The organism is Oceanicaulis sp. LC35 (assembly GCF_052055585.1).
Classification (GTDB): Bacteria; Pseudomonadota; Alphaproteobacteria; order Caulobacterales; family Maricaulaceae; genus Oceanicaulis.
In genome coordinates, this window is sequence record NZ_CP170485.1 from 2,593,963 (window position 1) to 2,616,249 (window position 22,287).

The window sequence follows — 22,287 nt, forward strand, 5'->3', positions numbered from 1 at the left end:
AGGCCTAACAAACAGGATATGATCTCATGGCGGATCTTGGGCAGCTGGGCATTTTCGGCGTTCCGCTCTTTGGCCTGATAGGCTTTATGTTCGCCGCCTATGCGATCGTTGCGAACGACGTCATCCAGACTCTGGGGACGTTCCTGGCCTCCAACTCCAAACGACACTGGGTGGTGCTGTGGGCCTTCGCGGCCGGCATCATCGTCGCTGTCATGCTCTACGGGTATTTCGGCAATGACGGTGACATCGCCTTCGGGCGCCTGAACCGCATTCCCTATCCCGAGACGGGCATTCACTGGTGGCATGTGCTGCCGCCGCTGGTTCTCCTGATCCTCACGCGCTTCGGCATCCCGGTCTCCACCACCTTCCTCGTGCTCACCATCTTCACCCTGACCGGCGGCTCGGCCACCGCAGGCGTGCTGGGCAGCATGATGATCAAATCGGTGATCGGTTATCTGGTCGCCTTTGGCGCGGGCATGGTGCTGTTCATCTTGATCTCGCGCATGTTCGAGACCTGGGTGTTCAACACGGATGTGGAAGACCACGGCACGCCCAACTGGCACATCCCGATGGTGGGCGGCCTGACCGCGCTTCTGGTCTACCTGCTGGTCAATGGCCCGGTCCTGCCGGACCTGTCGCAGGCCAACTGGGTCGCCACCGGCATCGTCATCGTCGCCAGCGCCGTGGTCGCCCTCGCCACGCACCGCTTCAACACCTGGTATGTGCTGCAATGGCTGTCCACGGGCTTTTTGTGGTCGCAATGGCTGATGCAGGATCTGGCGAACATCTTCGTCTACCTGCCGCGTGAAACCGTGGTCGATCCGGTCAGCGGCGACGTCACTGTCACCTTCTCGATCGGCCTTCTGATCTTCTCCACCCTGCTGATGCTGGGCCTGCATGCGCTGATCTTCGCGGCGCGCGGCGGCGAGATCCAGAAGATCGTCCTGTCCAAGACCAACACTGTGGACGTGCGCGCTGCCACTGTCGTCGACTTCGCCTTCGGCATCATCCTGATGTACTTCAAGGAGATCAACGACATCCCGATGAGCACCACCTGGGTGTTCCTGGGCCTGCTGGCCGGCCGGGAGCTCGCCATCTCCGTGGTCGCCAAGCTGCGCGGCATCAAGGACGCCGCGCTGGACGTGACAACCGACATAATCCGCGCCCTGATCGGCCTGGTCATCTCGGTGGTGATGGCGCTCGGCCTGCCCTTCCTCGCCACGGGCCACCTGCCCAATATTGGCGAAGCGCTCGGCTTTGCCCAGGCGGAACCTGCGAGCGCGGAACAGACCGAGCTCGTTGAACTGCCGGGCGTGGAAGCCGCTTCGCGCTAGCACGTCCAGACGTCTGAAAATCAGACCCCGCCCTCACCGGCGGGGTTTTTTTGCAAGAAGTTCCCCTGAAAACTGTAAAAGTCGCCATTGTGTGATGGCCCCTTCGCTTCGCCGTGCTAAATCGCGTGTGGGCAGGCACTTGATTGAGGGGAAGGATGAGGCATGCAGACCTCCTCCCGGGACAACACGCAAACTGACAGCAAGAACGGCTGGGTGGGCTGGCTGCAAATCGGGGCGATCATCGCGGTCATCATCCTGGCGATGATCCTGACAGCGGTTCTGTCCTCAGGCGGAGACGCCCCCCGTCAGGCGGCGCCCGAGCAACCCGCAACGCCGGTGGAAATCGCGCGTCCGACCCCGCACGACCACCAGATCGAGATCGCCCTGACCGGCACGGTGTCCACGCCGTCCGACATCAGCCTGTCCCCGCAAGTCGGAGGCCGGGTCATCGAAGTGTCTGATGCGGTGCGCGCCGGCGCCTTCTTTGAGGCGGACGAGATTCTCTTTCGCATTGATCCTCGTGATTATCAGGTCGCCGTCTCCCGCGCGCAGGCTGGCCTTGCCGATGCCCGCAGCGCGCTTGATCAGCTCACTGCGGAGGCCGAAATCAACCAGGCCGAATGGCGGCGTGAATATCCCGGACGCGAGATTACCCCGCTGGCGGCGCGCGAACCGCAGCTGGCCGCCGCCCGCGCTGCGGTCGAAGCCGCCCAGGCCGACCTGGCGCAGGCCCGGCTCAATCTCGAACGCACCAATATCCGCTTCCCCTTCCGCGGCCGCGTCATTGAAAGCCGGATCGCCACGGGTCAGCTGGTCAGCGCGGGACAGAGCTATGGCTCGGTCTATGACATTGAAGCGCTTGAAGTGGTCGCTCCGATCCCCCCTGCCGATCTGGCGCGCCTTGATGGCGCTGTGGGTCGCGGGACCCGCCTCGTCATCTCGGAAACCGGACAGGCGCAAAGCGGCGAGATCGTGCGTGAAGGGGCGGACCTGAACGCCCGCACGCGCTTCATCGATCTGTTCATCACCCCAAGCTCGCCCGATCAGCTGCGTCCCGGTCAGTTTGTGGATGTGACTGTAACCGGCCCGGATCTCGACGCCGGACTGTTGATGCCCGGCTCCGCCCTCGCGGGTCTCAATCAGGTCCGTATCGTACGCAATGACCAGATCGAGGAAGTCGAGATCGACGTGCTTGACCGACAGGGCAATCAGGTCTTCGTGGCGCCGTTCGATTTCGCACAGGGCGTCATCCTGACGCCGGTGCCCGGGAACGCGCTCGGCCGCCGCGCCAATATCCTCAACGCGGACGAGGCCCGTCCGTGAGCGAGCCCGTGCTGCCCCCTTCCGCCCATGCCGGCTGGCCCGGCAAGGGGCTTATCGCCTGGTTCGTGAGCAATCCCGTCGCCGCGAACCTTCTGATGATCCTGTTCCTGCTGGGCGGCGCCATCACCGCTTTCACCATGCAGACCGAGGTCTTCCCGACCCTGCAGCCGCGCACGGTGCAGGTGGCGGTGATCTATCCCGGCGCGACGCCCGGTGATGTGGAGGATTCCATCACCCGCCGCATCGAGGAGGCGGTGATCGGGCTGGAAGGCGTGGACCGGGTCCGGTCTGTCGCGTCGGAAGGCCGTGGCACGGTGACGGTCGAATTGCAGGATTTCGCCGACGCGCAGGTCGTGAAGGACGATGTAGAAACCGCCGTCTCAGCCATCGCCGACTTCCCGCCCGCCGATGCCGAACAGCCCCAGATCCGCGTGCCCCAGCCGATCACGACCATCCTGACCTTCGCCCTGACCGGACCCGTGGATGAAACGGTTCTGCGTGACGCAGGCTCCCGGCTCGAACGCGACATGCTGGCTGAGAACGGTATCTCCACGGTGCGCCTGCGCGGCGTCCGCGCGCTGGAGATTTCCATTTCCGTCTCCGAGAATGCGCTGCGCCAGTACGGCCTGACCTTCACCGAAGTGGCGGACGCCGTGCGCGCCGCCTCGGTGGATCTGTCAGGCGGTGAGATCCGCACCCAGTCCGGCGACATTCTCCTGCGCACCAATGCCCGCCGTGAAACCGGTGACGAGTTCGCCAACATTATCCTGCGCTCCTCAGAAACCGGCGCTCGCGTCCGGCTCGGCGATGTGGCGCAGATCAATGACGGCTTTGAGGAAGACCCGCTGATCTCGCGCTTCAACGGCCAGCCCGCCGTCTTCATCGACGTGCAGACCCAGGGCTCGGAAGACCTTCTGGGCGTGCGCAACGCCGCCATGGATTTCGCAGACCGCGCCGAGCTACCGCCCGGCGTGCAGATGGAGCTGGTGGTCGATCAGTCCCAGATCTTCCGCGACCGGATCTCACTGCTGGCGCGCAACGCCATTATCGGCTTCACCCTTGTCTTCCTACTGCTGGTGCTGGTGCTCGACCTGCGACTGGCATTCTGGGTGTCCATGGGCGTGCCCATCTCTTTCCTTGGCGGGTTCGCCCTGTTCGGCATGGCGGGGGTGACGCTGAACTTCATCACCACTTTCGGCCTGATCGTCGTTCTGGGGATCGTGGTGGATGACGCCATCGTGGTAGGCGAGAACACCGATCGCGAACGCCAGAAAGGCCGCTCGGAAGAAGAAGCCGCCATCGCCGGGGTGACCGGCGTCGCAGCCCCGGTTCTGGTCGGCGTTCTGACCACCATGGCCGCATTTGGTCCGCTAATCTTCTCGGGCGGGACTTTTGGCGAGATCACCCGCCCCATCCCCATCGTCGTCATCTCGATCCTAGCGGTATCGCTGATCGAGGCGTTCTTCATCCTGCCCTCGCACCTGGCCCATGGCGGTCACTGGTCCCGCGGACCGCTGGCGCGCATTCAGGACAGGGTGTCCGCCCTGCTCACCGCTTTCTCCGATGGCGCGGTCAGCCGGTGGGCGCATTTCGCGGCGCGCATGCGCTGGCTAGTGGCTGCGGCGGGCGTCGCCATCCTGATCCTGGTGATGACGTTGGCCACGACCGGGATCGTCCGTTTCGTTTTCTTCCCGGCGATTGAATCTGAACAGATCACCGCCGACATCAGCCTGCCCGACGGCGCTCCCTTTGCCGCAACCCGGCATGCCGCCGAGCAGATGATCGCCGCGGCAGAATCCATCCAGCGCGAATACGCCGACAATGGCGAGCCGGTGTTCAAATCCATCGAAGCGACCATTGGCGGACGCACCAGCCTGTTTGGCGGGCCGGGCACCAGCTCGACCACGACCATCGCGTCCAACGCCGCCCAGATCCAGATCCAGCTGACCCCGTCCGCGGACCGCACCACCAGCTCCTCCGAGCTTGAAGCGCTCTGGCGTGAACGCACAGGCCAGCTGGCGGGGGTGGAGCAACTGTCCATCATCTCCTCCGCCGGGCCGCAGGATTCCGATATCGCCTATGAGCTGTCGCACCCCGAGAACGCGGCGCTGGAAGCCGCGGTTCGGCAGCTCGCGGACTGGCTCGCGGAGATCGACGGCGTGTCCGAGATCGAGGACGGGCTCGACATCGGCAAACGCCAGCTCAATTTCACCCTCACCCCGGCGGGGGAAGCGGCAGGCCTAACCCCGCGCGATGTGGCCCGTCAGGTCCGTCAGGCCTTCTTCGGCGAAGAAGTCCAGCGCATCCAGCGCAGCTCGGACGAATTGCGTGTCTTTGTGCGCTATCCTGAAGAGGAGCGTGTCGGCCTGTCAGACCTCAGTGATCTACGCATCCGCACGCGGGAAGGCGACAGCCTGCCGCTTAGCGTCGCCGCGACCATCACCGAAAGCCGCAGCTACACCCAGATCGAGCGCATTGACGGCCGCCGCATCGTGGAAGTGACCGCCGATGTGGATGAAGCCCGCCTGACGCCCGGCGAAGCCCGCGCACGGGTGGAAAGCGAGATGCTGCCGCAGCTGGTCGAGGCCTATCCTGAATTGCGCTGGACCCTCGCCGGCGCCGGTCGCGAACAGGCCGAGGACTTCGCCAGCCTGGGCCGCGGGCTGATCATCGCCATCGTGATCATGTACGCGCTGCTGGCGACCCAGCTTCGCAGTTATATCCAGCCCCTGATCATCCTGATCGCCATTCCGTTCGGCATTGGCGGGGCGATTCTGGGCCATTTCATTCTGGGCTATCCGCTGTCCTTCCCGTCCATCTTCGGCATGGTGGCGCTCTCGGGCGTGGTGGTGAACGCGTCCATCGTGCTGATCGACCGCTATAATCTGAACGTCAACGAACGGGAGATGAAACCCGAAGAGGCGATCGCCGAAGCTGCAGGACGGCGCTTCCGCCCCATCCTTGTAACCACACTGACAACGGCGCTCGGCCTGTTGCCGATCATCGCCGAGCAAAGCCCGCAGGCCCAGTTCCTGGTGCCCATGGCGGTCTCGCTGGGCGCAGGCCTGCTGTTCGCTTCCATCGCGATCCTGATGCTGCTGCCAGCGCTCGTCATGATCGTGGACGATGTGCGCGCGGCGCCGCTGACCAGCCTTGCCGTCCTTGCGGGCCTGGTCGCCGCCCTCATCCTGCTCAATGTCGCGGGCTTGATCGGTCTTGTGATCCTCTTGGCCGTTGGCGGCCTGATCGGCTGGCAGGTCTGGCGCCGACGCCAGGCCCTCGCCTGACCCCGACCTGACGCGCACAAACAAAAACGCCGGCCCAAGGGCCGGCGTTTTCATGTTTGAGCGTGCGCTATGCGCCTATTCGGGTTTGGGCAGGTCGGCGCGGCCTGACTGCTCTTTGGCGATACGCGCGATCAGGTCCTCGACCTTCATCGTGCCCATATCGCCATGGTCGCGGTGACGCACGGCCACTTCGCCGTTCTCCGCTTCCGCATCGCCCACCACCAGCATGTAGGGGATCTGGCGATGCTGGGCGTTGCGGATTTTCTTCTGCATCCGCTCGGACGCAAAATCGGTTTCGGTCCGGATGCCGGTGTTCACCGAATCCACCTCAGAGAAGAAGAGCTGGTCGCGGACCTTCTGGGCGTATTCCTCGTGGCGGTCCGCAATCGGGATCACCAACGCCTGGGTCGGGCTCAGCCAGGTCGGGAACTTGCCGGCATAGTGCTCGATCAGGAAGGCGGCGAAGCGCTCATGGCTGCCCATGGGCGCGCGGTGGATCACATAGACCGGCTGCTTGGAGCCATCCTCGGCGGTGTAGACGAGGTTGAAGCGCTTGGTCGCCATGAAGTCGAGCTGGTTGGTGGAGATGGCGTATTCGGTGCCGACGACCGATTTCACCATGAAGTCCACTTTCGGGCCATAGAAGGCGGCCTCGCCCTCGACTTCCTTGTACGGATAACCGGACTCGTCCATCGCCTGCTTCAGGATCGACAGAGCCGTCTTCCAGCCGTCTGAATCGTCAACATATTTGTCGAGATTTTCCATGTCCGGCAGGGACAGGCGCATCCAGAAGTCCTGAATGCCGAACAGGCGGTAGTAATCGGCATGCATGTGCATGACCGCCAGGAATTCGTCCTTGGCCTGGTCAGCGCGGCAATAGATGTGGGCGTCGTTCTGACAGAAGCCGCGCACCCGCATCAGACCGGACAGACCGCCTGACGCCTCGTAACGATAGACCTGACCGTATTCGGACAGACGCACCGGCAGATCGCGATAGGACCATTGGTCGTGCGCGTAGATCATGTGGTGGTGCGGGCAGTTCATCGGGCGCAGATAGTATTCCTGCTCGTCGATCATGATCGGCGCGTACATGTCTTCGGCATAGTACGGCAGGTGACCGGAGCGGTGATACAGATCACCCTTGGTGATGTGCGGGGTGGAGACGCGCTTGTAGCCGGCGCGGTGCTCGGTGATGCGGGCGAGCTTTTCCAGCTCGTCGCGGATCACATTGCCCGCCGGCAGCCACATGGGCAAGCCCGCGCCGACTTCCTCGACCAGCGTGAACAGGCCCAGCTCCTTGCCGATCTTGCGGTGATCGCGCTTGGCCTGCTCTTCCAGACGGGTGACTTCGGCTTCCAGCTCTTCCTTAGTCTCATAGGCCAGCGCGTGAATACGCTGAAGCTGGGCGTTGTTCGCATCGCCGCGCCAATAGGCGCCTGCGATAGAACGCAGCTTGAACTCGCCCACCTGGCCGGAATGGTCCACGTGCGGACCGCGGCACAGATCGACGAAATCGCCGGTGCGGTAGAAGGTGATCTCATCAAGGCCCTCGCCCGCGACGGATTCATCACCCGTCTCCTTGGCGATGGCGGTCGAGCCCTTGTCACGCAGCAGCTTGAGAAGCTCGACTTTGAAGTCCTGACCTTCCTTGGCCATGTACTCGATGGCTTCATCGATGCCGTGGGCTTCGCAGAAGAACTTCTTCTTTTTCTTGCGCAGCTCTTTCATGCGCTTCTCGATCTTGGGAAGGTCCTCGACCGTCAGCGGCTCTTCGAGCTGGATGTCATAGTAAAAGCCTGTGGCTGTCGCCGGACCCACGCCAAACTTGGCGTTCGGCCAGAGGTCCTTGATCGCCGCAGCCATTAAATGGGCTGCGGAGTGACGGCGCGTCTCTACCGGGAAGTTGTCCTGCGACATGGTGATTAGGCTTCTTTGACAAATAAGAGAGGTTGGGATGAGCGTAAGAACATTACGCTCATCGACGTTTAAATCCTCGCTTCGCGCCTGTCCACAAAGCCCGCTGCGCCGCAGCGCATCAATCGCTTAGACCGACACCGAATGGCGCGCTGCGCCGGTGGCGAGATAGCCGTCAAACGCCGCGGCCACCAATCGCGCCAGCGGGCGATAGGCCGGATTGACGATGATGACCCCGCCCTCAATGGCCACAACGCCCGAGCGGATCAGATCGTCGAGATCCGCTTGCGGCGTCGGCAGGCCATGACAGGCCGCGACCGCTTCAGGATCCACCTTCAGATACGTCATCACCTGTTCGATGATGGCGGCGCGCATGGCGTCCTCGCGGCTGACTTCGACGCCCTTGGCGATCGGCAGGCGGCCCGCCTCCACATCCTGCATCCAGCTGCGCACATCCGAGCGGTTCTGCACATAGCCCTGCGGCGTCCGACCAATGGCCGACGCGCCCAGCGCGATGAGGGTGTCCGCCTTGTCGGTGGTGTAGCCTTGGAAGTTCCGACGCAACGTGCCGGTTTCCAGAGCTTTCGTCATGGGGTCATCCGGGCGCGCATAATGGTCGATTCCGATCAGCGCATACCCGCATTCGGTCAGGGCGTGCTCCATGGCGTCCGCCTGCTCAAGGCGCGCTTTCGCGCCAGGCAGATCCTCATCCTTGATCAGACGCTGATGCGATTTCATGTGCGGCACATGTGCGTAGCCAAACACCGCCAGCCGATCCGGGTTCAGCGCCGCAGCCGCTTCCGCGCTGGCGCGGGCGCTGGCGGCTGATTGCAGCGGCAGGCCATACAGAAGATCGGCGTTGATCTTCATCACACCCGCTTCACGCAAGCGATTGAAGGACGCCTCCACCAGCTCATAGGGCTGGATGCGGTTGATGGCGCGCTGTACGGCCGGATCAAAGCTCTGCACCCCGGTCGAGGCGCGAGTAAAGCCGTTGCGCGCCAGCTCCTGCGCATCCTCTTTGGTGAAATGGCGAGGATCGATCTCGATCGCGATCTCCGCGCTGTCCACAAAGTCGAACCGATTACGGATCGCGGCCATCAGCCGGCCCATCTGATCAGGGCTCAGAATGGCGGGCGTACCGCCGCCCAACGCCAGGTGAGAGACTTTCATCCGACCCGGCAGGCGATCTGCGACCAGTTCCAGCTCCTTGAGCAGGACCTTCAGATAGGCCTCGATCGGGCCCTCAGAGGTGGTCGCGCGGGTATTGCAGCCACAATACCAGCACAGGGATTTGCAATAGGGCACATGGATGTAGAGCGAGATCGCCTTGCCGCGATCCAGCATATCCAGCCAGTCGCCATAAACCGCTCCCGTCACGCCTTCATGAAAATGCGGTGCGGTGGGATAGCTGGTGTAACGCGGGCTGCGTTGCTGGCCATAGCTCAGCAAGTTGGTGATCCGGGACGCCATGACGGGCTCCATTCCTCTGCAAGGACACCCCGATTAGCCCGGCTCTTGAGCGCACATCAGTTGACCACTCGCCGCAGCGGCGACCGGTCGCAGGTCTAGCTCAGCGTGCGACGCACCGCGTCATGCCAGCCCGCCATCTGACGCTGCCGCGCGGCTTCATCGAGCTGGGGTGTAAAAGCACGCTCGGCCTGCCAGAGCGTCGCGGCTTCAGACAGGTCAGAAAACATCCCGATCCCCAGCCCAGCCAGAAACGCCGCGCCCCAGGCGGTGGCTTCAGCATTCACAGGGCGCACGGTTTCAACGGCGCAAATATCAGCCAGACGCTGCATCAGCGCGTCATTGACCGCCATGCCGCCATCCACCTTCAAGGTGCGCACATCGACCCCGTCATTGGCGACGGCGGTCAGAAGATCCTGGGTCTGGTAGACGGTGGAATCGAGCGCCGCGCGGGCGATTTCGGCGCGGCCCGCACCCCGGCTCAGCCCGCAGATCAAACCGCGCGCATCCGGATCCCAGTGCGGCGCACCGAGCCCGGAAAAGGCGGGGACCAGATACACCCCGCATTCAGGATCCGCGCTTTGCGCCAGCGCCTCGATTTCAGACGAGCGCGCAATCATCCCCAGCCCGTCACGCAGCCATTGCACTGTAGCCCCCGCGGACAGGATTGAGCCTTCCAATGCAAAGGCGGACTGCCCGTTCAGACGCCAGGCCGTTGTCGCCAGCAGCCGGTTTTCCGACTGTACCGGCTGATCGCCCGTATTCACCAGCAGGAAGGCGCCTGTGCCATAGGTCGATTTCACCTCGCCCGGATGGAGGCAAGCCTGACCCAGAGCCGCCGCTTGCTGGTCCCCCGCCGCGCCACAAATGGGGATGGCGCGCCCAAGAATGGACGGGTCGGTGTCGCCATAGCGCCCGGCGCTATCGACAATTTCAGGCAGTACGGCGCGCGGCACGTTAAAGAGCTTGAGAAGTTCCTCATCCCAGTCCGCCGTCTTAAGCGCATACAGGCTGGTGCGGCTGGCGTTTGTGGCGTCGGTGACGTGAACCCGTCCGCCCGTCAGACGCCAGATCAGGAAGCTGTCCACCGTGCCGAAGGCCAGCTTGCCCGCCTCCGCCTTCGCCCGCGCGCCGGGCACGGCGTCGAGAATGAAGGCGAGCTTGGAAGCGGAAAAGTAAGGATCAAGCACCAGCCCGGCCTTGTCGCGCACCAGCGGTTCCGCGCCCTCGGCCTTCAGCGCCGCACAGGTTTTCGCCGTACGCCGGTCCTGCCAGACGATGGCGTTATGGATGGGCTGGCCCGTGGCGCGATCCCAGACCAGCGTCGTTTCACGCTGATTTGTGACGCCGAGCGCCTCGACCGTCCAGCCCTGCTCCTCGGCGGCGCTCATCGCCTTGCGGGCCGTGGACAGAACCGTCGCCCAGATCACTTCCGGGTCATGCTCCACCCAGCCCGGCCTGGGATAGCCTTGGGCGAATTCCTCCTGCGCAGCGGCGATCACACGCCCGGTCTCGTCAAACACCAAAGCGCGCGAAGAGGTGGTGCCTTGATCAAGCGCAAGCAGTGCAGGACGGGACATGGTGAAACGCTCCGGGCAGTCTTATGGTGTCGCCAAGCTAAGCGGTTCTGACCGGATGGAGAATGCCCCTATGGCGTTTGTTGCGGAAACTTTTCAAAGCCCCACGGGCGCAAGCCTGCGCCTGCATGTGCAGGAGGCCGAAGGCCAGCCGCTGGGCGTTGTCCAGATCCATCATGGTCTCGCCGAGCATTCAGCTCGCTATGCCCGCTTCGCCGCCTATCTTTCGAGCCGGGGCTTTCATGTGGCCGCCCATGACCATCGCGGCCATGGCGAAACGACCGCTGAAGACGCGCCGCGCGGCGTGTTTGGAGACCCCAAGGGCTGGAGCAAGGTGGTTGAGGACGCACTGGCTGTGGAGGACCATCTCAAGCAACGCTTCCCTGGCCTGCCCCATATCGTCTTTGGCCATTCCATGGGCGGGGTGGTGGCGATGAACCACGCCATGGAGCGCAAGGGCGAATTGTCCGGCTTGGCCATCTGGAATTCCAATCTGGCGCTTGGCAGCCGGGCGGGCCTGATGCGGGCCGTGCTGAATATCGAAAGCCTGTTCAAGAAACCGCAGCATGGCTCAACCTGGATCGAAGCCCTGACCTTCAAGGCCTGGGGCAAGGCCATCAAGGGTCATCGCACCGATTTTGACTGGCTGTCACGCATTCCCGAGGAAGTGGACGCCTATGTGAACGATCCCGATTGCGGCTGGCCGGCCTCGATCTCCATGTGGCGCGACCTGATTGATGGAACCGAGCTGGGTGAGAGCGAAACCCGGCTGCGGGCCATGCGCTCGGACATCGCCATCCATCTGGCCGCAGGCGGCGAAGACCCGGCGACCGACAAGGGGCAGGCCGCCAAGGTTCTGGCGTCACGGCTCTATAATGCACGCTTTTCCGACGTCACCATGCGACGTGACCCGCAAGCCAGGCACGAGACCCTCAACGATATCGGGTTTGAAACCGCACAATCAGATTTCGCGGACTGGGCCGAACGCGTCGCGCGACAACAGGGTTAGGACGCTTTGGCGGCGTTCACATCCGGATGTTCGGGGATCTGAGGCGTCGCGGCGGCGCTGGCCGTGTCGCGCAGCACTTCGCTGTCGATCCGGGCGGATTCAAACCGCGCCGCATGCAGGCTCGCCCCGTCAAAGCTGGGATGAAAGGCGCGTCCGGTGTTGCCGGTGAAAGCCCGCAGGTCCGCGCCTTCGAAACTGGCGTGATTGAGATTGCAGTCGCGGAAGTTCACGCCCTTCAGGTTCGCGCCCTTGAAATTCGCTCCGCGCAGATCCGCACCTTCAAAGCTCGCGCCGATAAAGGATGCGCCGGAGAAGTTGACGCCAACCGCGCAGACCCCGCGCATATTGGCGCCGATGAGCCCCTTGTCGAGGAATGCCGATCCCAGAACCCGCAAATCCGCGCCCTCAAAGGAGGCGCGCTTGCCCAGCTCCCCGCGCGAGCGCGTATAGAGATCGCTCTGCTGCAAGGTTTCCAGCAGGGCTTCGGTTCTGGATCGCGCTTCCGGACTGGGATCGCGCACCACATTGCGCATGTTCGCCCCATCAAGGCGCGTTCCCTGAAGATCGGCGCCCATCAGGATGGCGCCTTCGAAATTGGCCTCGCGCAGATCGGCATTGTTCAGTTGCGCGCTTTCCAGAACCGCGCCCGTAAAGTTCGCGCCCTTCAGCCGCGCCGAGCTCAGGCGGGCGCCGCGCAAGGAGCAATCACGAAAGTCCGCCGCTCCGTCACGGGCGTCGCCATCGTCAATAATCCAGTCCGCCTGGCGGAACTCGGCGTCCCGCTCATCCTTGTACAGGACCGCTTTGCGAATATCCGCCCCGTCCAGATTGGCGCGGTACAGATCCGCGCCCCTCAAGATCGCGCCACGCAGGTCCGAGCGCGAGAGATTGGCGCCGCGCATGTCGGCGCGCTTGAGGCTGGAGCAATAAAAAGATGCAGTCACCAGAGACGCCAGCGCAAAGTTCGAACCGGACAGATCACAGCCGATGAACTCGATCCCATCGAGTTTGCGCTGCATCAGCTCGCATGTCTTGAGGTCCTGGAATCGAAAGAATGCGCGGCATCCGCCGTTGCGCCCCGCGACGAACGCCTCGTGGGCTGCAATGACAGCCTTGTCGATTGGCATGCCGTCTCTCCCGCAAATTCCCCTTCAGCGTGCGCGTTTTGACCTTAAAATTCAGTGATGCACCTGTGTGTACACGCCCCCGCTATCGACGAAGTGCTTGTCAGTGCGGTGAAAACCGGAAAGTCTGGACCTGACGAGAGATGAAGGAGACCCGCGTGATTGAAACCATTGCCAAACAAGGCGCTCTCAGCCCGCGGCGGTTGCTGGCGCGCCACATGGCCCGTACGGCAGGCAAGACGGTGATGTCTCCTGAAAACCCGCGGCAGATCTCCCGCAAGCGCATGGATGCGGGTGCGGATCGCTTGCCCAAGCCAGATGGCATTGTGATCGAGAAAACGGAAATCTCGGGACTCTCGGCCCTCAGTTTCACGCCCGATGACCGGCGTCCGGGGCTGTTGCTGTTTTTACATGGCGGGGGCTACAGCCTCGGCTCCGCCAAGAGCCACCGCCCCCTTGTCACCCGCCTCGCCATGGCCCTGCGCATCAAGGCCGTCTCGGTCGATTACCGACTGGCGCCCGAGCACGTCTTCCCCTGCGCCGTGGATGACGGCGCGGCCGCGCTGAACTGGGCGATGGGACATAGCGACGGTCCGGTTCTGATTTCTGGAGACAGCGCCGGCGGCGGGCTATCGCTGGCCAGCCTTCTCCGCCAGCGCGATCAGGGCCGCCCCTTGCCTCAGGGCGCCTATCTGATCTCGCCCTGGACGGACCTCACAGGTAGCGGCGAGAGCACACGCAGCCGCGCCAAGGTCGACCCGATGCTCAAGCCGGACTGGCTGGCTATCGGCGCGCAGCTCTATCTCGAAGACACCCCGGCGGACACGCCGGAAGCCTCGCCCCTGTTCGCCGATCTGAGCGGTCTGCCGCCCATGTTCATCCAGACCGGCGATGATGAAATCCTGCGCGACGATTCCATCCGCTTCGCCCGCAAGCTCGAAGAGGCGGGCGTCCCGGTGCAATGCGAGATCTGGAAAGCGCTCTGGCATGACTTCCCGCTCTTTGCGCCGCTCCTGCCTGAAGCAGATGTAGCGCTGGAGCACGTGAAAGCCTGGGCCGAACCCATCCTGTCGGCGGACTAGTCCGCCTCCAGCACGAACGCGGCTTGATCCTGTCCCGCCACCGCCCAGGCATAGCGGCTGGCGGGGCCGGACCAGTTGTTGACGATGATCCCGTCCGGGCTCTTCTTGTACCAGGAGGGGCACTCTCCCGCCCAGACCGTGCCCGAAAGCCGCTTCTGAAGGTCGGCATTGAACGCCGACTGCGCCTCGGACCGAACTTCGAGACTCTTCGCGCCGCTGGACAGAAGTCGCGTAATCTGACGACGGACAAACTCGGTCTGTCGCTCGATCATGAAGATGATCGAATTGTGCCCCAGATTGGTGTTGGGGCCATACAGGGTGAAGAGGTTCGGATACCCCGCCATCGCCACGCCCTTATAGGCTACAGGACTATTCCCCCACGCCGCCTTCAGGGGCTGACCGCTTCGCCCGCGCACATCCAGGCTGGGCAGGAACTCGGTCGCCTTGAAACCGGTCGCAAGGATGATGAGATCGGCCGGGATGTGTTCGCCCATGCTGGTCACCACGCCTTCAGAGCTGAGGCGTTGAACACCGTCTGTGACCAGTCGAACATGAGGCTGATTGAGACTTGAGAAGAAGTCGTTGGAGAGAAGGATCCGCTTGCAGCCCGGGGCATAGTCCGGCAGCAGCTGGTCGAGCATCGCATCATCGGAGACCTCGGACTTGATGCGCCGGGTCAGCCGATGGCGGGTATAGGCCGCCGCCAGACCGCCTGAGCGGAAGGCTGGCCAGCGCGACTCATGCAACAGGAAACTGCCCATCCGGTAGAGCCCGTGATAGCCGGGCGCATGCCGGAACAGCCATTTCTCAACGCCCGTAAAGGCCCGGTCCGGCTTGGGAATGATCCAGTTGGGCGTGCGCTGGAAGACCGTCAGCTCGGACGCGGCGTTTGCAGCATGGGGCAAGACCTGTATCGCGCTGGCGGCGCTGCCGATCATCACCACACGCTGGCCGGTCATGTCGACATCGGGCGTCCATTCCGCTGTGTGTACGATACGGCCCTTGAACGCATCTTGCCCTTCAAAGGCGGGCGAGAAAGGTTCAGACAACTGCCCGACTGCGCTGATGACAGCGCGGGCTTCGAGCTCAGCCCCGTCTTCAAACCCGACCCGCCAGATCCCGCGACCCTCATCATAAATCAGTTCACGGACTGACCTGCGAAAACGCATATGCGGATCGAGCCCGAATTCAGTGCTGGCGCGCTCGAAATAGGCCTTGATCTCGGCCTGGGGCGCGAACTTCCGGCTCCAGTCCGGATTGGGAAAGAACGAATAGGAATACAGATGGCTGGGCACGTCACAGGCCGCACCGGGATAGGCGTTGGCGCGCCACACCCCGCCCGGCCCCTCAGCGCGCTCGGCGATGATGAAATCCTCAATTCCGGCCCGCTTGAGCTGACGGCCCATGGCGAGGCCGGACATGCCGGCCCCGATGATGAGGACATCCGTGCGCGCCGGCAGATCAGACCTCGTCATGGCCTTCGGCATACATCGCATCGACAAGCGCCTGATTGCGCGAGATCACCACATTGCGCCGCACTTTCAGGGTCGGCGTCAGCTCACCGGTCTCCACACTCAGAGGCGCATCCAGAACCCGGAATTTGCGAATGTTTTCCACCCGCGCATACCGCTTGTTCATGGCGTCGACCGCAGCCTGCAGCTCGTCGTGAAGCGCCTGGCTCTGACGGGCGTCCTCGGGGCTGAGACCCTGCTTGCGGGCGAACTCGGCAAGCCCGTCAGCACTCAGGGTGAGGAGCGCGCTGAGATAGGGGCGGGCGTCGCCCACCACCACCGCATGCTCCACCAGCGGTGCATTCATCAGGTCGGTTTCGAGGTTGGCCGGCGTGATGTTCTTGCCGCCCGAAGTGATGATGATGTCCTTGATCCGGCCCGTGATGAACACATAGCCATCCTCGTCGATCCGCACCACATCGCCGGTCTTCATCCAGCCATCGCGGGTAAAGGTGTTCTCGGTCGCCTCGTTATTGTTCATATATCCAACGAAGACGTTCGGGCCGCGCACCTGCAGCTCGCCCTCCTCGGACACCCGCGCTTCCATCCCCTCGATCATCTTGCCGACCGAGCCGATCCTGATCTGATCGGGCATGCTGAAAGCGGTGGGGGCGCTGGTTTCTGACTGGCCATAACCTTCGCAGATCAGAAGATCGAGGCCGGTAAAGAACCACAGGACTTCGGGGCTGATCGGCGCCGCTCCCGAGATCAGCATGCGGGAGTCATCAAGCCCCAGCGCTTCCTGCACCTTCTTGATCACCAGCGCATTGGCGATGGGTTTCTGCAAGGACAGGAGGGGATTGGGCGACCGGCCATTGAGCCTGGCTTCATACCATTTGCGGTTCACGCCCATGGCCCAGTGCGCAAGCTTCGCCTTTGTGCCGGTCGCTTCCGCCAAACGACCGCGAATGGTCTCGGACATCTTCTCCCAGACCCGCGGCACGCCAAAGAACACGTTCGGGCGGCAGGCCTTGAGGTCATCGGCGAGCGTTTCCATGGACTGGGCGAAGTGCATGATCGCCCCGCTCATGACATGGTTGTGGACGCTTGATTGCTGCTCGGCCACATGGGCGATGGGCAGATAGGACAGGGTCCGATCACCGGGGCGCGCCTTGAACATCTCGCTCAGTTTCGCTGCGCTCCATGAGATGTTGCCATGGCTGAGCATGACCGCCTTGGGCGGTCCGGTGGTGCCGGAGGTGTAGATCAGCGAGCCGATGCGGGTCTCGTTGATCGCCTTCATCCGCTCACTGACAGCGTCCTGGTGCTCGTGCACGCCGAGCGCCATGAATTGCGCCCAGCTCAGGACATCGGGGTGATCGCCCGCCCCGCCTTCCATGACGATAATGTGCTCAAGCTCGGGGCATTCGGCTTTCAGCTCGAGCGCCTGCTCCACATGCTCGGCGGTTTCCACCAGCAGCACGGGCGCCTTGGAGTGTTGCAGGATATAGGCGACTTCCGGCGGCGCACTGGTCCAGTACACCCCCGCCGGGCGACCGCCCGCCATCATCGCGGCGATCGCCATGATCGTCCATTCAGGCCGGTTATAGCCCAGAATTGCGACGGTCTCGTCGTCCTCGAGCCCCAGCGCAACAAGGGCGCGGGCCGCAGTCTGGACCTGTTCGGCGTATTCCGCCCATGACGTATAGGCCCAGCCCTCGCCTAACCGAACGGCGTAGGCGGGGTCCGGGCCGCGTGTCTGGGCCTTCTCCAGCAAACGGGCTGGCGTAGACGGATACCAGTTCTCCGCCCCGATACGGGGCAAATCACTCGCGCGCGCCTCCATGCGTCTCCTCCCTGTGAACCATTTCAGGCATGCGCGGTCTCCGCCGCGTTCAGGCCCATGATCTCGCGCGCCTCTTGCGGCGATGCGATCTCTCGCCCGGCATTGCGGGCGCATTGCGCCAGAGCCTCGATCAAGGCTCCGTTGCCCGTGGCGCGTTCGCCATCAGGCAGATAGAAGGTATCCTCAAGTCCGGTGCGAAGCATACCGCCCAGATCGGCGGTGGCCTGGTGAACCGGCCAGATTTCCTGACGCCCGATCAGGGTCGTCTGCCAGGGATCGCCTGCCCGCTTGTAATTAAGCAACAATTTCAAGAGCTCGGCGTCCACCGGCATGCCCGAGGCGACGCCCATCACGAAATTATAGTGGGCGGACGGCGCCATGCCGTTCTCGATATACATGTTCACGCAGCGCACGATGCCCACGTCAAAGCATTCAAACTCGGGGTGTGCGCCCACTTCAGCCATCGCATCGAGCATGGCCTGAACCTTCTCGACCGGGTTGTCGAACATCATCGGCGGCCAGGCCCATGATCCGTCGCGCTTGAGCTTGAGATAGTTGAGCGAGCCCGCATTACAGGCCGCGATTTCAGGTTTAACGCGCTTCACGCACGCCGCCGGACCGGACACGTCCGGGCCCACAACGCCAGTCGTCGAGTTGATGATCACGCCCGGACACGCATCACGGATCGCATCAATCAGGCTGGCTGCGACCTCGGGATCCCAGCTGGGGAAATGGCCATGATCATCATCCTGCATCCGGTAATGCACATGCATGACGCTGGCGCCCGCGTCGAAGGCTTCGCGTGCGCTCGCGGCCATCTGTTCAGGGGTCACCGGAACCGGATGGGTCTTGGGGTTGGTCAGCACGCCATTGAGCGCACATGTCAGAACGGCCTTATCCATCGGTCTACTCCTGTGAGTTGAGCGTTAGCTCGATCAGCACCGCGCCGTTCGCGGCCTGCGCGCCGGCTTGCGCATTGACCGAGGCGATTTCGCCGTTGGCTGCAGCGCTCAGGCGCATTTCCATTTTCATCGCTTCCATGACGACCAGCACATCGCCTGCCTTCACCTGATCGCCCGGCTTCACATTCACCGCCACCACGGCGCCCGAGACAGGCGCGATGATTTTTGACGGATCAGACGCGGCGTCCGCGCCCCAGGGCGACGCCTCGGCGATAGCATTGATCTGCTCGCCCAAAGCGATATGAAGCGCGCCGTCCTGGCTGCGCGCCACATGAGCGCGGCGATCCACGCCATCGATGCGAAACGCGATCTCGCCGGGCTCGTCCTCGTCCAGAAGTTGGACCTGGCGCGGCGCGGCTTCGCCCTCGATAGCGACCGACACAGCCTCAGGCCCGATCTGTTCGACCCGAACCGTCATGGCCTCGCCATTAACGACCAGCGGCAGATCAAAGCCACTCACCGAGCCCGAGCGGATCACCCCCGCCGGGGCCGCGCCCAGAAGGGCTGCCGCCAGCGCAATCGCGTTCGGGTCAGAGCCGGGTTTGGCAAAGGGGCCCGTCCCCTCTTCCGCCCAGAGATCGAGATCGGCGGTGCAGATCGCGCCCGTGCGGAAGGCTTCGCCATCCACCAGCGCCAGCAGGAAGTCGCGATTGGTCGTCACGCCCAGCAACGGATCAGACTTCAGAGCCGCCCGTAGTGAGGCGATAGCCTCGTCCCGGCTGGCGCCTGTTCCGATGACCTTGGAGACCATCGGGTCGTAATCGGTCCCGATCATATCGCCGGTTTCGACACCTGCATCCACGCGCCCGCCCGCGCTCGACACATCGCCGTCATAGGCCAGGATCAGGCCCGATTGCGGCGCGAAGCCATTGAACGGGTCTTCGGCGTAGAGCCGCGCTTCAATGGCCCAGCCCTCGATCGTCACATCCGACTGGCTCAAGGGCAGCGGCGCGCCAGAGGCGATCTCGAACTGCCATTGCACCAGATTGGTTCTGGTCACTTCCTCGGTCACCGGATGCTCGACCTGCAGCCGGGTATTCATTTCGAGGAAGTAGTAGGCCCCGCTCTCATCGAGCAGGAATTCCACCGTGCCCGCGCCCACATAGCCCACGGCCTTGGCCGCGGCGACCGCGTCCGCGCCCATCTTCTCACGCAGCTCGGGGTTCACCGCCGGAGATGGCGCTTCCTCGATCACCTTCTGACGGCGACGCTGGGCCGAACAATCACGCTCTCCCAGATGGATGGAGTTGCCCTCAAGATCCGCGAAGACCTGAATCTCCACATGGCGGCCGCGCTCGACGAATTTCTCGATCAGCACGGCGTCATCGCCAAAGGCCGATTTCGCTTCCCGGCGGGCCGAATTCAGCGCTTCAGCAAACTCGGCGGCGCTGCGCACAATCCGCATGCCGCGACCGCCACCACCCGCCACCGCCTTGATCAACAAGGGATAGCCAACCTTGTCCGCCTCGGCCTTGAGATTGGCGTCTGACTGGTCCTCGCCCTGCCAGCCCGGCAGGGTGGGCACGCCCGCCTTGATCATCAATTCCTTGGCGCGCGCCTTGTCCCCCATGGCGTCGATGGCTTCGGGAGGCGGGCCAATCCATACGAGCCCCGCCTCGATCACGGCGCGGGCAAAAGCGGCGTTCTCAGACAGGAAGCCATAGCCGGGATGGATCGCCTGAGCGCCGGTTTTCTTGGCCGCGTCCAGCACAGCGTCGATATTGAGATAACTTTCGCTGGCCAGCGCCGGGCCGATGCAAACCGACAGATCCGCCTGACGCACATGCAGGGCGCTCGCGTCCGCTTCAGAATAGACGGCGATCGCCGTGCGGCCGGAATCCCGCGCTTCATTCAGCACACGGACGGCGATCTCGCCGCGGTTGGCGACCAGTACGCTGGAGAATGACTTCGCACTCATACTCACCGCTCCTCGGCCCAGCGGGCGGGACGCTTTTCAAGGAACGCTGTCATGCCTTCCGCCCCTTCTTCAGAGCGCGCCGCCCTGGCGAAAGCCATGGCGGCGTCCTTAACAAGGCTCGCCGGTTCTTCCAGCCGCGCCCGGCGCATCAGCGCCTTGGTCGTCGCGATGGCGTTGGGCGCGCCCTTGCGGATCTGTTTGAGCTCGGCCTCGAGCGCCGCTTCCAGCGCGCCGGTCTCATGCACGGCATGGACAAGCCCGATCTTGAGCGCCGAACCTGCATCGAGCTTGCCGCCCGTAACCGCCAGGCGTCGCGCTTCGGAGTATCCCAAACGCTCCACCAGGAAGGGCGCGATCTGGGCGGGCACGATCCCCAGCCCGGTTTCGGGCAGACGGAATAACGCCGTTTCAGACGCCAGCACCACATCGGCCACACAGGCGAGACCAAAGCCGCCGCCCATCACCGCACCCTCAACCACCGCCACCACGGGCAGGCCGGTGCTGGCATAGGCGACGCACAATTCACCAAAGCGCGCATTGACGTTGGCGATCGGGTCAAAGCCCTCGCTGACGGGCTGGCCCTGAGCGGCGCCCATATCCTTGATGTCGCCGCCCGAGCAGAAATGCCCGCCCGCTCCGCGCAACACGATGGCGCGATCGCCCGCCTGTTCGGCGTCGGCCAGGGCGGCGATCAGCTCGTCCACCATCTCAAGCGACATGGCGTTGCGCATGTCGGGCCGGTTCAGCGTCACATGCAGAACCCGCGCGCAGCGCTCGACCAGAAGGGTCTGCGGAGCGGACATGATTATGTGTTGCCTTCAGGCTTGCGACGCTTGGGCAGCGTGCCTTCGAGCTTGGCGATGATGCCGAGCATGATCTCGTCCGCGCCGCCGCCAATGGAGATCAGGCGACCATCGCGGAAAGAGCGGCTGACAAGATTGTCCGCCGTATAGCCCATGCCGCCCCAGAACTGCAGGCAGCTATCGGACACTTCACGCGCCAGACGGCCGCATTTGAGCTTGGCCATGGAGGCGAGTTTGGTGATGTCCTTGCCTTCGACGAAGTCATCCACGCAGCGATAGACGAGCGAGCGCAGCAGCTCGACTTCAGTGCGAAGCTCGGCCAGACGAAAATGGATAGCCTGATTGTCCAGCAGCGGCTGACCAAAAGCGTGACGGTCGCGCGTGTACTCGATGGTCAGGTCGATCTGCTTGTCGAGGTTCTTCAGCGAAGACGCCGCGCCATAGATGCGCTCTTCCTGGAATTGCAGCATCTGATAGATGAAGCCTGCGCCTTCATCACCGATGCGATAACGCTTGGGCACGCGCACATCATCAAAGAACAGCTGGGCGGTGTCGGACGAGTGCATGCCGATCTTGTGGATCTTCTGCTTCTCGATCCCCGGCAGGTCCATCGGCACCATGATCAGCGACTTGCTCTCATGGGGTTTGCCATCTGACGTGTTCGCCAGAAGGCAGCACCAATCCGCCTTCAGACCATTGGTGATCCACATCTTCGTGCCGTTGATGATGTAATCATCGCCATCCGACTTTGCGGTGGTCTTCACCGCTGCAACGTCAGACCCGCCACCGGGTTCGGAGACGCCGAGACAGCCCACCATATCTCCCGCAATCGCCGGCGCGAGGAATTGCTTGCGCAGCTCGTCCGAGCCAAACCGGGCCAGCGCCGGGGTGCACATATCAGTCTGCACACCGATGGCCATCGGCACGCCGCCGCAATTGATCATGCCCAGCTCTTCGGCGAGGACGAGTGAATAGGTCATGTCGAGCCCGGCGCCGCCAAACTCCTCGGGATAGCGCAGGCCGAGAAGGCCCAGATCGCCCATCTTCTTGAAGACCTCATGAGAGGGGAACTGATCGGCGGCCTCCCATTCGTCCACATACGGGTTGATGTCATTGGCGACGAACTTGGCGACCGTGTCGCGAAGCTGCTCGTGGGTCTCGGTGAACTGCATTCTCGTCTCCTCCCG

General features: G+C 63.4%; 15 protein-coding genes. 5 read left to right on the plus strand and 10 right to left on the minus strand.

All coding sequences use genetic code 11. The features are described from left to right. The first annotated feature begins 26 nt into the window (after positions 1-26). The 3 genes from ACFELO_RS12400 (at position 27) to ACFELO_RS12410 (ending at position 5,944) form a co-directional block, all read left to right on the plus strand. Entirely contained in the window at positions 27-1,334 is a 1,308-nt protein-coding gene (locus tag ACFELO_RS12400; RefSeq protein WP_440958078.1) for a hypothetical protein, read from the plus strand. A 162-nt stretch (positions 1,335-1,496) separates the two neighbouring features. Then, the gene (locus ACFELO_RS12405; RefSeq protein WP_440958079.1) at positions 1,497-2,657 is read left to right on the plus strand and encodes an efflux RND transporter periplasmic adaptor subunit; all 1,161 of its coding nucleotides are present in this window, start codon (positions 1,497-1,499) and stop codon (positions 2,655-2,657) included. Beyond that, the gene (locus ACFELO_RS12410; protein ID WP_440958080.1) at positions 2,654-5,944 is read left to right on the plus strand and encodes an efflux RND transporter permease subunit; all 3,291 of its coding nucleotides are present in this window, start codon (positions 2,654-2,656) and stop codon (positions 5,942-5,944) included. Before ACFELO_RS12405 ends, ACFELO_RS12410 begins: the two co-directional genes overlap by 4 nt. A 75-nt stretch (positions 5,945-6,019) precedes the next feature. Here ACFELO_RS12410 and thrS read toward each other — a convergent pair whose 3' ends face one another. The 3 genes from thrS to glpK form a co-directional block, all read right to left on the minus strand. Beyond that, positions 6,020-7,861 (minus strand): threonine--tRNA ligase, encoded by a 1,842-nt coding sequence (thrS, locus tag ACFELO_RS12415; protein WP_440958081.1) that lies wholly within the window; start codon positions 7,859-7,861, stop codon positions 6,020-6,022. 126 nt (positions 7,862-7,987) lie between these two features. Continuing rightward, a complete protein-coding gene (gene hemN, locus ACFELO_RS12420; RefSeq protein ID WP_440958082.1) occupies positions 7,988-9,331 on the minus strand; it encodes an oxygen-independent coproporphyrinogen III oxidase in 1,344 nt (447 codons plus the stop codon). Between the two features lie 95 nt (positions 9,332-9,426). Continuing rightward, positions 9,427-10,908, minus strand: coding sequence for a glycerol kinase GlpK (gene glpK, locus ACFELO_RS12425; RefSeq protein ID WP_440958083.1), 1,482 nt, complete (start codon positions 10,906-10,908; stop codon positions 9,427-9,429). A 70-nt stretch (positions 10,909-10,978) separates the two neighbouring features. Here glpK and ACFELO_RS12430 point away from each other — a divergent pair, with 70 nt between their 5' ends. Beyond that, positions 10,979-11,914 (plus strand): alpha/beta fold hydrolase, encoded by a 936-nt coding sequence (locus tag ACFELO_RS12430; protein WP_440958084.1) that lies wholly within the window; start codon positions 10,979-10,981, stop codon positions 11,912-11,914. On the opposite strand, the gene ACFELO_RS12435 is transcribed toward ACFELO_RS12430, so the two are convergent. Continuing rightward, on the minus strand, positions 11,911-13,041 hold the full coding sequence (locus ACFELO_RS12435; protein ID WP_440958085.1) for a pentapeptide repeat-containing protein: 1,131 nt from the start codon (positions 13,039-13,041) through the stop codon (positions 11,911-11,913). The genes ACFELO_RS12430 and ACFELO_RS12435 overlap by 4 nt on opposite strands. Positions 13,042-13,196: 155 nt before the next feature. Here ACFELO_RS12435 and ACFELO_RS12440 point away from each other — a divergent pair, with 155 nt between their 5' ends. After that, complete coding sequence (locus tag ACFELO_RS12440) at positions 13,197-14,120, plus strand: alpha/beta hydrolase (protein ID WP_440958086.1); 924 nt, start codon at positions 13,197-13,199, stop codon at positions 14,118-14,120. Here the strand turns inward: ACFELO_RS12440 and ACFELO_RS12445 are convergent. Genes ACFELO_RS12445 through ACFELO_RS12470 form a run of 6 tightly spaced genes read right to left on the minus strand, consistent with a single transcriptional unit; the run spans position 14,117 to position 22,272 of the window. After that, a complete protein-coding gene (locus tag ACFELO_RS12445; RefSeq protein ID WP_440958087.1) occupies positions 14,117-15,595 on the minus strand; it encodes a flavin-containing monooxygenase in 1,479 nt (492 codons plus the stop codon). The genes ACFELO_RS12440 and ACFELO_RS12445 overlap by 4 nt on opposite strands. After that, complete coding sequence (locus tag ACFELO_RS12450) at positions 15,582-17,417, minus strand: AMP-dependent synthetase/ligase (protein WP_440958088.1); 1,836 nt, start codon at positions 17,415-17,417, stop codon at positions 15,582-15,584. Before ACFELO_RS12450 ends, ACFELO_RS12445 begins: the two co-directional genes overlap by 14 nt. Before the next feature lie 23 nt (positions 17,418-17,440). After that, positions 17,441-18,319, minus strand: a complete 879-nt coding sequence (locus ACFELO_RS12455) for a 3-keto-5-aminohexanoate cleavage protein (RefSeq protein ID WP_440958089.1) — start codon at positions 18,317-18,319, stop codon at positions 17,441-17,443. A gap of 4 nt (positions 18,320-18,323) precedes the next feature. Next, a complete protein-coding gene (locus ACFELO_RS12460; protein WP_440958090.1) occupies positions 18,324-20,297 on the minus strand; it encodes an ATP-binding protein in 1,974 nt (657 codons plus the stop codon). Positions 20,298-20,299: 2 nt separating this feature from the next. After that, entirely contained in the window at positions 20,300-21,100 is an 801-nt protein-coding gene (locus tag ACFELO_RS12465) for an enoyl-CoA hydratase/isomerase family protein (RefSeq protein WP_440958091.1), read from the minus strand. Between the two features lie 2 nt (positions 21,101-21,102). Further along, positions 21,103-22,272, minus strand: coding sequence for an acyl-CoA dehydrogenase family protein (locus ACFELO_RS12470; protein ID WP_440958092.1), 1,170 nt, complete (start codon positions 22,270-22,272; stop codon positions 21,103-21,105). Positions 22,273-22,287: the final 15 nt, after the last annotated feature.